The following is a 15,718-nucleotide window of genomic DNA, read 5'->3' as shown; positions in this document are numbered from 1 at the left end:
AAATAAACATCATGGAAAAAGATGAAATTGAAAAACTAGAGACTATTAAAAGACTGAGCTGCTACTGTCTCAGAACTTTGAAGCCAGCCACTGGTAAAAGTGACATTCATACTGCTGAAATAAGGGTGTCTGATTATTATGAACTCGCCGCGATAATTAGAAATCTGCTAAAATTATGTATTGTGGCTCTTGATGAAGATGGAGCTGAAGTCCCCTGTACGATAAAAAATCAGTCAATTGATGTGGGGCTTATACTGGGAATTGCTCTGCAGCTCTTCCCTATTGATGAGTTTGAACTATTAAATGAAATTAATATATTATACAGCTTATCGAAATGAAAATGTGATGAATAAGTAACAAAAAAACTCCAAAGTAAAGACTTGGATTTTTTTCAATTTTTACGAGTATCGAGGGCTATTATCGACCAATTGATACCTGTTTTGAGATTTTCCGATCACTTAAATTACTATTTTCAAGATCATTATTCAGTATGGTGAACTTTGATTTGGTGTGTTTTAAAAGTTCTTATTTTTAAATAATTATTTTTTAATAAATTTATTTTAAGTCAATCAGTCATCTATTTTGAGACTAATCACTACAATACCTTATTTTATAAACTGCTTACTGAACAAAACTGCAATATTTAAATCCTATAAAAACTCTATAAAATGATATAAAATTTTAAAGTAAAATAGAAACTAGCTTTGCTATTTAACTTTAAATCATTAAAATATGAAAAAGATAATCCATTTAAGTAGCATTATAATAGGTACATTTTTGTTGATATTTACTATGAATTCTTGTAAAAAAGAACCCGTAAATGTGGATCCAAAAGAAATAGTTGAAGAACAAAATGATACTATAGTAGAAAATGATGCTTCGTATTTAGCCGAGATCGCAAAAATACATGCTTCTGAAATAGAAATTGGAAAACTGGCACTACAAAAGGGACTAAGACCAGATATCCAAAAATATGCACAATTGCTTATTGATGATCATACTAAATCGTTAGATGAATTAAAAGCTTTAGCAATTAAGAAAACCATTACACTCCCAAACTCGGTTACTGACGCAAAGGATGAGGATTACAATACATTAAAAGAGAAATCAGGAACTGATTTTGATGACGCTTTTGTAGCTATGATGGCCGAAGACCACGAAAAAACAGTTGATCAAATAACTGAAATTTCACAAAAAGTTACTGATCCTGATGTAAAACTTTGGACATCACGTCAGGTAACCATGTTTACAACTCATTCGGATGAAGCAAAAAAATTAAAAGAAAAAGTATAGTGAATACATAATTGATCTTTTTGCTATTAATTATTTTAAAAGGAAGCTGTTGAAAATTTTCAACAGCTTCCTTTTTGTTTTAAAATCTGGCCTTAATTCACAGGACTCGCAGTTTACGACCATACAAAACTCATTATCAAATATTTAAATCATATAAAAACCAAAACTAATCCTGTAATTATTTTGAATAACATAGAACTAGCTTTGAAAATCATTTTAAAACTCTAATAATTAATTTATAAATAATTAAATATGAAAAGTCTCAAACTAACTCCAGTCATTCTATTTATTATCACTCTTTTAGGATTCTCATCATGTTCCTTTAAACCTGAAAATGCAGCAGCTATAACTCCATTTTACAAAGAAAAATACTTAGGAAAATGGTACGAAATAGCTCGATTAGATTTTAAATATGAAAAGGATTTAAATAATACAACAGCAGAATATTCTATAAATGAAGATGGAACTATAAAAGTTTTTAATCGTGGTTATAATGTAAAAAAGAATGAATGGGAACAATCGACTGGTAAAGCAAAATTTGTTGGCAATGAAAATGTGGCTGAGTTAAAAGTGTCTTTTTTTGGACCTTTCTATTCAGGGTATAATGTTATTGCCATTGATTCCGATTATAAATATGCTTTGGTTGCAGGAGAAAGTTTAAAGTATTTATGGATTTTATCACGCGATAAAACTATTCCAAATGATATAAAAGAGAACTATCTGAAAATAGCAGAAAAAATTGGATATCAAACTTCTGACCTTATTTGGGCTGAGCATACCAAAAATTAATTTTAAATAATAGCAGCTAAATAATTCATTAATATAATTAAACCTTAAAGTATACTGAAATGAAAAAAAATGACAATCACAATGAAAAAAATGCAAAGGAAGGGGATTTAGAATTAAACAAATCTAATGCTACTGATCAGTTTCTTACCACCAACCAAGGTGTTAAAATCAATGACAATAATAATTCCTTGAAAGCAGGTGAACGAGGCGCATCTTTATTGGAAGATTTTATTTTAAGAGAAAAGATTACTCATTTTGACCATGAACGAATTCCAGAACGAATTGTTCATGCCAGAGGTTCAGCTGCTCATGGTTATTTTGAACTTTATAATTCAATGGAAAAATATACCAAAGCAGGTTTTCTAAACGACACAAATACTAAAACACCTGTATTTGTACGTTTTTCGACTGTGGCAGGTTCCCGTGGTTCTACCGATTTGGCACGTGATGTACGTGGATTTTCGGTTAAATTTTATACACAGGAAGGAAATTATGATTTGGTTGGTAATAACATGCCAGTATTTTTTATTCAGGATGCTATGAAATTTCCAGATTTAATTCATGCTGTAAAACCAGAACCCCACAATGAAATACCACAAGCAGCATCAGCTCATGATACTTTTTGGGATTTTATTTCTCTTATGCCCGAATCAATGCATATGATTATGTGGGTAATGAGTGACCGTGCTATTCCTAGAAGTTTACGGATGATGGAAGGTTTCGGAGTACATACTTTTCGATTTATCAATGACAAAAATGAATCTCATTTCGTTAAGTTTCATTGGAAACCAAAATTAGGAATGCATAGCGTTCTTTGGGATGAAGCACAAAAAATTTCGGGTAAAAATTCCGATTTTCACAAACAAGATTTATGGGAAGCAATCGATTCTGGCAATTTTCCGGAATGGGAATTGGGTGTGCAAATCATTCCTGAAAGTGACGAACATAAATTTGATTTTGATTTGTTGGATCCAACTAAATTGATTCCAGAAGAATTAGTCCCTGTAACTATTATTGGAAAAATGGTTCTTAATAGAAATCCTGATAATTTCTTTGCAGAAACAGAGCAAGTTGCTTTTCACCCTGGTCATGTTGTACCCGGAATTGATTTTACAAATGATCCGTTATTGCAAGGGCGATTATTCTCTTATACCGATACACAATTATCCAGATTAGGAAGTCCAAATTTTCATGAAATCCCTATTAATAGAACTATTGCACCTATGCATAATAACCAACGTGATGGTCACATGCGTCAAGAAATTGCTACGGGAAAAGTCAGTTATCATCCCAATTCATTAGGAGGAGGTTGTCCGTTTCAAGCAAAAATAGATGAAGGAGGCTTTGCCAGTTTTAACGAAAGAATAGATGCTCATAAAATTCGAGAACGCAGTGATAGTTTTTCTGATCATTTTAGTCAGGCTAAGCTTTTTTATGATAGCCAAACAGCAATTGAACAAGAACATATTATCAAAGCTTTAAGTTTTGAACTGGGAAAAGTAGAAACAGTAGCCATCAGAGAAAGAATGCTCGGGTTGTTATCTGAAATTGATAAAATATTAGCCAATAAAGTAGCTAAAGAATTAGGTATGGTAGTACCAAAAGAAGCCAAAAAACCTATCAATCATGGTGTTGGTGCCGATGATGATCATATAAAGCATGAACCAAAAATAGTCAAGCAAAATATAGAAATATCAGATGCGCTGAGTATCTTGAAAAATCCACCTCCAATAAGTACAATTGCAACACGTCAAATTGCTTTTTTATGTTGTGATGGTGTAAATGCTGCTTCTATAAAAAATATGAAATTGGCATTAAAAGATGCTGGAGCGGTTGTAAAAATAATTGCGCCTCATTTAGGCACTATTTTGTCTGAGGAAGGCATTGAAATATCAGTTGATCAAAGTTATTTGATTGCAGCTTCTGTTCTATTTGATGGTGTTTTTATACCAGCTGGAAAAGAAATATTAAAATTAAAAGATATCAAAGAAGTAAAAGAATTTATTACCGATTCTTATAAACATTGCAAATATATCGCAACAGAAAATCAGGGTACAGATGTATTAAAATCAATACTTAACAAAGAAAATGTTAATGATGCCGGTTTATTAATTAGTGAGACAATTGGAGATAAAAATTTAGCCTCTTCTTTTGTAAATGCTTTAACTAAACACCGCTTTTGGGAAAGAGAAGCAAAATCATAAAATCAGACAAAAGGAATAAACCACTCTGTACAAAAATAGAGTGGTTTATTATATCTTTTTACTCTTTCATAGTAGTCTTTTTTGTTTATAATTAATTTTAAAAATAATGATACTTCAATTAAAACCATCAATCCTTGTTGAAACTCCTTTGGGAACAGGTCAAGCTATATTCATAATCGATTATGGGATGCATCAAAATACCTGTTGGGTTGTTGCTTTACAAACTAATGGAGTAATAAAACATTTCGATTGCAACGATGTCATTCTTTCTACAAACTATACCTATGGCATGAATTTGAGAAAGAACAATTTTAGTGATGATCCTAAATAATATCTTGAAATAATTATTCTTATTATATACTAAATCAATATTTTAATTGGTGTTTTTTTTTATTGAACAACTTGTTCACTCAATACATAAAAGTCTTTATCCACTTCTAATTTTTGAATTTTTGAAGAACTCTTTAATTCGGTCCAATCCGATTTTGGTTTTAAAAGAACTTCGTTTCCGTTTATAAAAACTTTTAGAGGCATTTCAAAATCAGAAACAGTATTTGTCCAACGGTATTTTAAAACATTATCCTTAAATGTATATTCTAATGTTGGAATTCGTGTATCTCTTAGGTATTGATTAAAGAAAGGATTTAAGTTGAAACCCGTTTGTTGACTTAAATAATCTTCAATTTGTTTGCTAGTAACCGTTTGATGGTAAAAAGTGCTATTCAAACCTCTCAAAATAGTTCTCCATTTTGCATCATCATTTACTAACTGACGTAAAGTGTGCAACATATTTGAACCTTTATAATACATATCAGTATCAGAACCTTCATCATTTACACCATAATGACCAATAATTGGTTTGCTATTATAAATGTTTTTGCGAATACCACGGACGTACTCGGCAGCAGCTTCTTTCCCGTAATAATATTCCAAAAAAATACTTTCAGAATAGCACGTAAAACTTTCATGAATCCACATGTCAGCGATATCTTTGTTGGTAATATTATTTGCAAACCACTCGTGTCCAGATTCATGAACGATGATAAAATCGAATTTTAATCCCCAACCTGTACCACTCAAATCACGCCCCATATAACCATTTTGATAGCCATTACCATACGTTACACAACTCTGATGTTCCATTCCTAAATAAGGTGCTTCTACCAATTTGTAACTGTCTTCATAAAATGGATAAGGTCCAAACCAGTGTTCAAATGCTTTTAACATCTTCGGCACTTGTTTGAATTGTTCTTTGGCTTTTGCCAGATTGTCTTTCAAAACATAATAAATACAATCCAAATCGCCTTTTTCTCCTTTGTATTTATCAGAAAAAGTCACATAATCTCCAATATTAATATTTACCCCATAATTATTGATAGGGTTTTTCACCACCCAAGTATAGGTTTTAGTGCCGTCTTTTAATTCTTTTACCTTTTGTAAACGTCCATTAGAAACATCAATTAGCTTCTTTGGAACATTTACACTAATCGTCATTCCTTCCACTTCATCATACATGTGATCCTTATTCGGCCACCACACACTAGCTCCCAATCCCTGACATGAGGAAGCTATAAAATCATTTCCATTTTTATCTTTTTTCCAAGTAATTCCACCGTCCCATGGTGGTCTGACTGCAATTTTTGGTTTTCCCCCATAAAATACTTTTATTTCTTTAACATCTCCAACGTTTTGTTTTGCAACTAATGTTATAAAATAAGCATTACCATCTCTTTTGTAAGTCAAGTTTATCCCATCTTGAGTCACTTTGGTAATTTCCATCGGATTTTGCAAGTCAATTTGCATAACCGTATAAGGCTGCAACACTTTGTATTTAATACTATTAGAACCCTTAATTGTACTATCCGCAGGATTTACTTTTACGTCTAAAGCATAGTATTTAAGATCCCACCACACTCTTTCCTTAGTAATACTCCCTCTCAAAGAATCCTGATGTGTAAAAACAACATCCGACTTGCTAGGCAGTCCTTGCGAAAGCATTCCGTTAGAAATAAAAAAAGCAATTACTAAAGATTTTAGACACTTACTCATATAATTGTTAGTTTTCAAACAAAAATACATACTTTTTCAAATATTTCACACAAGTAACCTATTAATGAAAGTAATTTTATTTTGGCATGCCCCTCCCAAAAAGGTCGGGTCGGGCTTTACGTTCCCAATGTCAATAAGTTAAGAATTAAATGATACAATGATTGCTGATTTTTGATTAACGATTTTTGATTTCAGATGTAAAAGCCTCGTAAAATCTAGAATCTAAATATTTAACCACACCAAATCTGAAATCATGAATCGTTAATCCTCAATCTAAAATCTCTTAACTTAATGACATTGACTACAATTCCTCATGCACTCGTAATCAACTTTATTTTTCAAAAAAAACTACTCCCCTTTCCGAAAAACGATTACAACTTCAATTTTTATATTAATAGCCAATAATTCTTTAACTTTGCATCTTGAATTTATAATAAAACAAAATATGACCAAATCAGCAGAAGATAAAATGCCTCAAAAAGGTGTTTTCACAGGAATAATGGAGCAAGACGAAAACAAAAATTATTTTTGTGGAGAATATCTTTTAGACTTTAAAATGGCTCAAAAACATGCACTTGGAGATTGGATAACCATAAAAAGCGTTATCGAAAACCCAAGTGACATCAGTTATAACAAATATCCAAAGAAATCTAAAAACTTCGATAAGGCTAATAGAAAACCTGAATAACAGTTATTTATAGTTTTTAAAGTATTTAAAAAAAATCAAAAACACTTTTTTTGATTTTTTTTTTACTCTAAACTGAAAAGTTAAAAAAAAGTGTACCTTTGCAAAAAATTGTCGATTTTTAACCAGTTTAGTTTGGTTGAATAGTAAATGACAAGTAGTTACCTTTTATTTATGAAAAAAATAGTTGAATACCGCAAACTACTTAATGTAGAAAAAACAGTAGATCTTAAAACATTAAAAACCATCTATCGTAATGCGATGAAAGATGCACATCCTGATAAATTTCAAGGTGATGATGCTGGATTGAAAGAAGCTGAAGAAAACAGTAAAAAAATTATTGAAGCATACCACTTCTTGGTAAGTATCAATGCTGAGACTATTAAACAACTTTTACCTGAATACACTGAAACTACTTCTACAGCTACTATATCAGATTATAAATTTGTTGAAGGTAGATTAATCGTTAACTTCTCAAATGGTAGTGTTTATGAATACATAAGTGTTCCTAAAGCAACTTACGTGAAAATGGTGAATGCAGATTCTCCAGGACGTTTTGCAAAAAGACATATCTTTAATGCTTTTCCTTGGAGAAAAACAATAAACCAAGAATAGTTTTAAAAACAAAAATACTTATAAAAGCACCCTTATTGGGTGCTTTTTTTTTGATTACAAACTAATTACAAATTAGATTAATAGTAGCAAAATTTTAAAATTGATTTTAGTTAACATTTTTTTAACAAGTTTTTTAATAAATTAGCTATCTAAATTGACCTAATTAAACCAAAAATGAAAGACCAAACCATCTTATACCAAAAACAATATAATAATGCCTTAAAAACAATTGAAAAGCTTAGAAAGATCAAAGCAGAAATTGATTTTAAATTAGAGTCAAATCCTATTTGTTCCCATTTACACAAGGATTTAAGAGTTGTAAACTTAGATATAACTATTACATTAAATGAAATCGAGCATATAGAGTCACATCTTTTTGAATATAATTTGTAATTTATTATTGAGCATAAAATAAAAAAAACAAGCTCTTTTATAAAATCTTTTTGCTCTAAATTAAAATCCCCTATTTAAAACTACCTATATATAGTTAAAATTATAAACTCATTATTCCCTGTTTTTTAGGCACTTAAAATACTAAAAAATTATAACATAAATTTAGGGACTAAAGTTATTGTTAATTTATAATTTTAAATACTTTTGTAACCTTAAAAACAATTAACTAATAAAAATGAAAAAAATTATTTTATTTCTTACCGCTACAGCTTTACTTACATCTTGTAGCAAAGACAAATACACTATCTCAGGAACAGCAGCTGGATTTGCAGACGGAAAAACAGTTATCATGGAAACTCAAGATGATAAAGGAATGGGATTAATTGCTGTTGATACAGTAAAAATTGAAAACGGTAAATTTGAAATCAAAGGTAAAGTTACTGAACCATCTTTTCATACATTACAAATTGAAGGAGCACAAGGTAAAATTCCATTTATCTTAGAAAATGGTGATATTACAATTGTTGTAAATAAAGATACTATTCAAAAATCTAAAATTTCTGGTACTTATAATAATGATGAGTACGTTAAATTTAACGAAGAAATCACTAAAATTCAAAAGCCTTTAATGGACTTCCAAACAGCTAACATGCAGAAAATGCAAATGGCTCAACAAACTAAAGATACAGCAACTATCAACAGTTTAATGAAAGAGTACACTAAAATTCAAACTGAAATTGGTACAACTTCAAAAGATAAATATTCAGATTACGCTAATACACATCCTAAAGCTTTCATTAGTTTACTAATCATTGAAGGTATGAGTAATGATCCTGCAGTAGATTCTAAAAAAATTGAAAGTATGTTCAATGGTTTAGAAGAGTCATTAAAAAACTCTAAACATGGTAAAACTGTTCAAACAAAATTAGCGTCATTAAAACTTCCTTCAGTTGGTACAAATCCTGCTCCAGCAGCTCCAGTAGCTAAATGAAGAACAGATTTTTCTGCTCCTAATCCACAAGGCAAAACAATTAGCCTTAAAGAAAGTTTAGGAAAAGTAACAATCGTTGATTTTTGGGCTTCTTGGTGTGGTCCATGCCGAAGAGAAAATCCAAATGTAGTAGCTATTTATAATGAACTACATGCTAAAGGTCTTACTATAATTGGTGTTTCTTTAGATGAAGATCCAGTCAAATGGAAAGAAGCTATTGCAAAAGACAAATTAGTTTGGACACAAGTTTCGAATCTTAAAGGTTGGGAAGATCCAATTGCTAAGCAATACAAAGTGGAATCAATTCCAGCGACTTTTATTCTTGATCAATCAGGAAATGTAGTTGCACAAGATTTAAGAGGCGACGAACTTAAAGCAAAAATCATAGAATTATTAGCTAAATAAACCAATTTAGCAATTCAAAACAAAAAATCTCCCTAGTGGAGATTTTTTTATTTTATTCAATACCAATACATTAAAAAGAATAGTAAAATAATACTAAAATAAAGTGCAAAAAAAGTTTGTAAAACTAAAAACTGTGTCTATATTTGCACCCGGATAACGCAATAAGCGTTACCAAATAAGGCTTGGGGAGATACTCAAGCGGCCAACGAGGGCAGACTGTAAATCTGCTGTGTGAACTTCGCAGGTTCGAATCCTGCTCTCCCCACAAAAAAACGCTTCAAGAAATTGAAGCGTTTTTTTTGTTATAATCTCAAAACCTATGAAGCTGTAAAAGGGATTTATTTATTATAAAAAAATCTGATTTAATTATTTATTTTACTGTAATTTTTTGAATACTTGTATTTCCATTATTTTCAACTTTTACAACATAAACTCCAGCTGTAAGTGATCGATTAGGTAGAACTTCAATTGAATTAACCGCATCAACCACGTCAGTTTTATAAACTAACTGTCCACCGATATTATAAATCCTTACAGCAACTTTTCCAGAAATAGAAGCTGGTAAAGAAATAGTAATTTGACTATTTTTTACAGGATTAGGATAAATGCTAATTTGGTTATTCAAACTCCATTGATTAGTTCCCAATGCGGTTACTGTTCCTGACGGAGAATAATTGAATGCCTTATCTACGGCATACACTTTATAGAAATCTTGGCCAGAATTAGACCCTACAACGCCATCAGTAATAGAAGTAGTGGCTCCATTACCAATATAAACAATAGTTCCTGGCAAAAGATTGGTACCCGAAGTAAAAATGTTACCCACTTTATATATACCATTTTGATTAGGATTATTATCTGATGCAGGTTGTGAAGCATAACGGACTACCACGTAGCCTCCTCCATCAACTCCTCCTGCAGCGGCTGTCCAACTTACATCCAAACCGTTTACCGTGACTGCAGATGGTGCATTCGGAGCAGTTTCGTCTATATCACCTGCATAAACAACGAAATCGTCAATATTTATAATATCAGTTGTATTAGTAGTACCATTTATTCTTGGAGATGCAAATACTGCTGTCCCCGTCCCTGCTGTAACATTGCTTGTAAATGTTGCATATGCTTTTATCCAAGTATCAACTACAAATAATCCAATTGTGGGTTTGGTAATAATTGGTGCATTGGTACTATTGCCATTACTATAAATAGCCCCGGTTAAATATGCTAAAGGAGACGTACCTGCTTTAAAATAATACTGAACTGTATATTTTGTACCAGTAGCAAGGGTACTAGCAATAGGAGTCTGTAATCTTGCGCTTCCAGTTGTTCCGTTAGAAAAGGAAGCGTATTTACTTCCCGAACGCGCGCTAGCAGCATTCGTAATAATACTCTTTGTAGGAGCAGTATTGGTACTTATAGTCCACTCCACTGGATCGGCAATATTTTTGCCCATAGACGATATGGTTTGGGTTTCAAAACCACCATCCATAACAGGAAACTCTCCAATAGTTTGTTGTCCAAAACTTAAGTTAGAACACAATAACATCAAGCCAAGGCTTGGTAAAATTCTTTGATTAAGTAAATTTTTCTTCATTTTATTTTTTTTGTTTAATAATTAATAGATTAATTTCATTACAAATATTGCAAAATACGACTACTGAAAAGGGGTAAAATAGTACCTCTTTAGGGTGGTGAATGTGCTTTACGTCCTTGATTATTAAAAAGATGTAGCCTAAAAACAAAAAAGCCAAATATTTCTATTTGGCTTTTGTTTTTTTACTCATGTACGAAGAAAATATCTAAAAATTAGGGAGATAAAATCAGTCCATTTCTTACTCAGATAAGGATTATTTTTGAGTCATTTTTAGGTTTTAAGGTAAAACAGTGATCGTTTCTTTTAATTTAATATCTTCAGATGACGCTCCTATTTTGATTTCAAAATCTCCAGGCTCCACTGTCCATTTCATGTTTTTATCTAGTAACATTAGGTCTTCAGGTTTTAGAGTGAAATGAACTGTTTTGATTTCTCCAGCTTGTAGAGGCACTCTTTCGAATCCTCTTAACACCGAATCATACGTAACTACGCTAGCGTTCTTGTCACTAATGTACAATTGCACAATTTCATCGCCTGCACGTTTTCCGGTATTGGTAACATTCACTGAAACATTAATTTCTGCTTGAGAATTCAATTTAGTGGGTGTTACTTTTAAATCTGAATAACTAAAAGTGGTATAACTCAATCCATAACCAAAAGGATATAGTGCGCCATTTACTAGCGTATTTCCAAAACCGTTAGGGCCTTCTTTTCCTTGGGTATTATGAGACCCTAATTTAAAAGGGAAATTAAGCTCAATCTGTCCTGTGGTTTTTGGAAAAGTCACCGATAGTTTTCCTCCTGGGTTGTAATCTCCAAAAAGTGTTTCTGCAATTGCCCTGCCTCCTAATTGACTCGGAAACCAAGACTCCAAAATTGAAGGTATAAATTTATTTGCCCAATTAATAGTAAGCGGCTGTCCGTTGATTAATACCAAAACTATTGGTTTTCCTGTTGCGTACAAAGCTTCCAATAATTGCTGCTGACGCCCTGGCAAAGCCAACGAAGTTCTTGACTTGCTTTCGCCAGTAAGTTTTTCATCTTCTCCAAGAGCAACAATAATCACATCATTTTCTTTAGCCAAACGTACCGCCGTATCAATATCATTTTGCTCCGTTGTCGTTAATGGAAAATTAATAAGTTCACTTTCGGGGAAATTAGCATCGGCTGCATCACAACCTTTTGCATAGCTAACTGCAACGTCTTTACCAAGATATTCCTTAATCCCATCAAGAACTGTAGTGTTTTTAAGCTCTTGAGGACCGTAGCGACTTACCATATAATTCGTTTCGGTGGCTAGTGGTCCAGTAACCAGTACTTTTTTAATTTTAGTTTTATCTAATGGAAGTAAGTTCCCTTCATTTTTAAGTAAAACCAAAGATTGTTTTTGAATATCCAATACAAAATCTGCATTTTTATCAGCACCGACAATCTTATCAGCTGCTTTGGTATCTTCCACATATGGCGTATCAAAAAGTCCGAGTCTGAATTTCACCCTTAATACTTCGGCTACTCTCTCATCTATTGTTTTCATTGATAATTTACCTTCTTTAATTAAATTTCGCAAAGGCAAAATATAATCTGTTGGAGGTGTAAAATGCGTTCTTACATTCAAACCCGCTTCGACAGCCTGTCGTACGGCATCTTCATAAGTGGGTGCTACTTGGTGTTTGGTGTGGATAAATTCAACTGCTTCACTATCGCTCACCACATAACCTTTAAACCCAAATTCCCAACGCAATAACTCTGTCAAAAAGTAATGGCTCGCAGTTATTGGTTCACCATTCCAATCATTGTAACTGCTCATCACCCCCATAGGTTGTGCATCGCGGATCACTTTTTTGAAAGGATAAAGATATAATTCATGTAATTCACGCGGGTTGACATGTGGATCGGTACGAGCGTTTCCGTCACGACCTCCTTTTGGCACACTGTAAACGGCATAATGTTTTAAAGTCGAAGCTACACCCTGACTTTGAATTCCTTTTACCATTTGTGTTCCTAAAGCTGCTATTAGAAAAGGATCTTCACCATAAGTTTCTAGAACACGACCCCATCTTGGATCTCTGGCCAAATCTAAAATTGGTGCATAAACATTAGTATAACCCAGAGCTTTTGCTTCACGACCTGCAATTTGTCCCGCTTTCAATACCAACTCTTTATTCCATGTAGAACCAATTCCTATTGGGGCAGGAAGAGGTGTTGCTTTGGTGTGGTTTAATCCATGAATACCTTCATTGGTAAAATCTACAGGTATACCTAATCGTGTCTCTTCAATAAACCAACGTTGCGTTTTATTTATCGCTTCGGCATGGTTGCTGAAAGGATAAATGTAATTTTTTATTACGAAAGCATTTTTTTCATTGCTTGACTTAAGTCCAACACCATTCAACTGTTCATCTATATTGGCAATTCCATCTTTCCAAACTTCATTTTTCCAATTTGGTGTTGGTAACGAATCTTTTAAAACTCGTTTATATCCGTACAAAGTTGCCATTTGACAGGTTTTTTCATCCGTGTTCATTTGCGACAGTAGATTCTCTACCCTTTTTTCTACAGGTTCTTTTGGATTTTCAAAGACATCCATGATTCCGTTTTTATTGAAGTCAATCCAGCCTTTTTTATAGATATTTTGTTTCTGCTGAGCATAAGAACATTGGCTTACAAAGACGATTACCAATGCAAAGTATATACTATTTTTTTTCATTATATTTTTATTAATTGAATAAACTAAGTAAGTCGAAAGTTTTAAAGTCCTAAAGTCAAAAGGCTTAATACTGACAAAATGTATTTAAAATCAAAACATTAAGTGATTTTGTAAAATTTAAAAACACGACATTTTATAGTTTTTATTACTTAGGAATGTCCTGTCGTAAAAAAAAATTCTATTTGTATTCTTCTTTTTTCTTTTCATACCAATCTTTCATGATAAAAAAAGCTTTTTTCTTTGTTCCAGAACTGGAGATTACGCCTTTCCTGTTAAAGAAATCCTGAATACCTGGCAACTGTCGCCGAGGTGATCTAAAGTCTACCAATATCCAAGGCGAAACACCTGCTAATCCATCTATTCTATCAAACATTTGTGTGTTTTGTATGTAGAGTTCCTCTTGATATTCCTCTGTCCAGCGTTGGGCTTTATCGCCATGTAGTCCCTGCAAAGCCTCGCCACCAAATTCACTTATAATAACTGGTTTATCATAAGGAATCACCCATTTCGTCAATTTGCACGATTCATTGGTTCCACTGTACCAACCCAAGTATTCGTTGAAACTGATAACGTCTACAAATTCATTCATGTTATCGGTTATTGTATTAACATAATTTGGGTTTTTAGTAACTTCCATTGCCATGCTAATCAATCGGGTATTGTCTTGCTGACGTGCAAACTTAGCCAGCTTGCCCAAAAATACATCTCGATCTTCTCCGTGAGGCGTTTCATTGGCAATAGACCAAATAATTACACCACAACGATTCTTATCTCTATAAATCATATCATGCAATTGACGTTCTGCATTCTTGTAAGTATCAGGATTTGTCCATGAAATAGTCCAATAAACCGGAACTTCAGACCAAACCATAAGTCCCATTTTTTCTGCCTCGCGCACCATCGTTTCATTGTGAGGATAATGAGCCAGACGAACATAGTTGCATCCTAATTCTTTTGCCCAAGTAAGCAGTGTTTTTGCATCTTCAAGAGTCCAAGCTCTTCCTTGACGGAAAGGAGCTTCTTCGTGAATACTGATTCCTCTTAAAAAAACTTTTTTTCCGTTCAGCAAGATTTCTTTCTCCTTAGTTTTTATGGTTCTAAAACCAATGGCATCTGTAATATTCTCATCTGCTTTACTTACGGTTACATTATATAATTTTGGAGATTCTGGAGTCCACAAAACAGGCTTTGCTTTTAGTTCAAAATAAGCCATACCATTGGCATCTGTAACAATATGTTTCTTTATTTTTAGTTCTCCGATTGAGATGGTCAGTGGCTCATTTGCAACAGCGGTATTTAATTTTACCCATCCGGAAATAACACCTACCTTCATTTTGTCTAATTGAACAAGGTAATCTTCGACATACGTATTTGGGACTTGAGAAAGCACCACATCTCGCGTTATTCCTCCGTAATTCCACCAATCCATATTGACTGTAGGAACATTATCTTTTAGGCGTTTGTTATCGACTTTTACCACAACAAAATTATTTCCGTCGACTAAAACATTGGTGACATCAAAATTAAAAGGCGTATATCCTCCTACGTGATCGCCAACAAACTTGCCGTTTACATATACTTTTGCATCGTAATTAACGGCTCCAAAATAAAGAATGCCTTTTGTTGTTGCTGTTTTTTTATAAACGAAATCTTTTTTGAACCATATAGTACCTTCGTAAAAAAACAGGCTTCTATCTTTAGTATTCCAATCTGATGGAATATCCATTATGGGTGAAGTGTCCAGATTGTATTCTACTAAATCTGATGGGTTTGTTGCTTTTTTGTTTTCAAAAAAACCAGTTGTTTTATAAGGCTTAAGTCGGTAATCGTAATAGCCATTCTCCAAAGGATCTATGACATAATTCCATTTTCCGTTCAAGTTGATGTTATTTCGTGAAAAAATATTGGAAAGTAAAGGAACTTCCTGCGCTAGTGTCATTCCAACGGTAAAAAGAGAAAAACATAAACTGATAATTTTTTTCATATATAAATC

The 15,718-nt window shown here is 32.7% G+C and carries 13 protein-coding genes, 1 tRNA gene and 1 pseudogene; 11 read left to right on the top strand and 4 right to left on the bottom strand.

Annotated features, from left to right (window positions below):
• The first annotated feature begins 11 nt into the window (after positions 1-11).
• The 5 genes from ACUN3A_RS17685 to ACUN3A_RS17665 all read left to right on the top strand — a co-directional run bounded on the left by ACUN3A_RS17685 (position 12) and on the right by ACUN3A_RS17665 (position 4,617).
• Positions 12-338 (top strand): hypothetical protein, encoded by a 327-nt coding sequence (locus ACUN3A_RS17685; RefSeq protein WP_445552606.1) that lies wholly within the window; start codon positions 12-14, stop codon positions 336-338.
• A 394-nt stretch (positions 339-732) separates the two neighbouring features.
• Positions 733-1,293: a DUF4142 domain-containing protein gene (locus ACUN3A_RS17680; RefSeq protein ID WP_445552605.1), complete on the top strand. Its 561-nt coding sequence runs from the start codon at positions 733-735 to the stop codon at positions 1,291-1,293.
• Between the two features lie 252 nt (positions 1,294-1,545).
• Complete coding sequence (locus ACUN3A_RS17675) at positions 1,546-2,082, top strand: lipocalin family protein (protein ID WP_445552604.1); 537 nt, start codon at positions 1,546-1,548, stop codon at positions 2,080-2,082.
• 59 nt (positions 2,083-2,141) lie between these two features.
• A complete protein-coding gene (locus ACUN3A_RS17670) occupies positions 2,142-4,286 on the top strand; it encodes a catalase (RefSeq protein ID WP_445552603.1) in 2,145 nt (714 codons plus the stop codon).
• Positions 4,287-4,392: 106 nt separating this feature from the next.
• Complete coding sequence (locus tag ACUN3A_RS17665) at positions 4,393-4,617, top strand: hypothetical protein (RefSeq protein ID WP_445552602.1); 225 nt, start codon at positions 4,393-4,395, stop codon at positions 4,615-4,617.
• A 59-nt stretch (positions 4,618-4,676) separates the two neighbouring features.
• Here the strand turns inward: ACUN3A_RS17665 and ACUN3A_RS17660 are convergent, their stop codons facing one another.
• Positions 4,677-6,335 (bottom strand): M1 family metallopeptidase, encoded by a 1,659-nt coding sequence (locus tag ACUN3A_RS17660; RefSeq protein ID WP_445552601.1) that lies wholly within the window; start codon positions 6,333-6,335, stop codon positions 4,677-4,679.
• Between the two features lie 445 nt (positions 6,336-6,780).
• On the opposite strand from ACUN3A_RS17660, the gene ACUN3A_RS17655 reads away from it, so the two are divergent.
• From ACUN3A_RS17655 to ACUN3A_RS17630, 6 genes and pseudogenes are all read left to right on the top strand, one after another.
• Positions 6,781-7,023: a hypothetical protein gene (locus tag ACUN3A_RS17655; RefSeq protein ID WP_445552600.1), complete on the top strand. Its 243-nt coding sequence runs from the start codon at positions 6,781-6,783 to the stop codon at positions 7,021-7,023.
• Positions 7,024-7,194: 171 nt separating this feature from the next.
• Positions 7,195-7,635: a KTSC domain-containing protein gene (locus tag ACUN3A_RS17650; protein ID WP_445552599.1), complete on the top strand. Its 441-nt coding sequence runs from the start codon at positions 7,195-7,197 to the stop codon at positions 7,633-7,635.
• Between the two features lie 174 nt (positions 7,636-7,809).
• A complete protein-coding gene (locus ACUN3A_RS17645; protein ID WP_445552598.1) occupies positions 7,810-8,028 on the top strand; it encodes a hypothetical protein in 219 nt (72 codons plus the stop codon).
• Between the two features lie 235 nt (positions 8,029-8,263).
• Positions 8,264-9,019 (top strand): DUF4369 domain-containing protein, encoded by a 756-nt coding sequence (locus tag ACUN3A_RS17640; RefSeq protein WP_445552597.1) that lies wholly within the window; start codon positions 8,264-8,266, stop codon positions 9,017-9,019.
• 18 nt (positions 9,020-9,037) lie between these two features.
• A pseudogene (locus tag ACUN3A_RS17635) lies at positions 9,038-9,424 on the top strand (TlpA family protein disulfide reductase); the annotation flags it as partial.
• 184 nt (positions 9,425-9,608) lie between these two features.
• Positions 9,609-9,689, top strand: a tRNA-Tyr gene (locus tag ACUN3A_RS17630).
• Positions 9,690-9,794: 105 nt separating this feature from the next.
• On the opposite strand, the gene ACUN3A_RS17625 is transcribed toward ACUN3A_RS17630, so the two are convergent.
• The 3 genes from ACUN3A_RS17625 to ACUN3A_RS17615 all read right to left on the bottom strand — a co-directional run bounded on the left by ACUN3A_RS17625 (position 9,795) and on the right by ACUN3A_RS17615 (position 15,709).
• Positions 9,795-11,018, bottom strand: coding sequence for a T9SS type A sorting domain-containing protein (locus ACUN3A_RS17625; protein ID WP_445552596.1), 1,224 nt, complete (start codon positions 11,016-11,018; stop codon positions 9,795-9,797).
• 277 nt (positions 11,019-11,295) lie between these two features.
• Positions 11,296-13,725: a glycoside hydrolase family 3 N-terminal domain-containing protein gene (locus ACUN3A_RS17620; RefSeq protein WP_445552595.1), complete on the bottom strand. Its 2,430-nt coding sequence runs from the start codon at positions 13,723-13,725 to the stop codon at positions 11,296-11,298.
• A gap of 178 nt (positions 13,726-13,903) precedes the next feature.
• Positions 13,904-15,709, bottom strand: a complete 1,806-nt coding sequence (locus ACUN3A_RS17615; RefSeq protein ID WP_445552594.1) for a glycoside hydrolase family 2 protein — start codon at positions 15,707-15,709, stop codon at positions 13,904-13,906.
• Positions 15,710-15,718 lie beyond the last annotated feature (9 nt).

This window comes from Flavobacterium sp. WC2509 (assembly GCF_052683105.1).
This window is presented reverse-complemented; position numbering and strand designations above follow the sequence as displayed.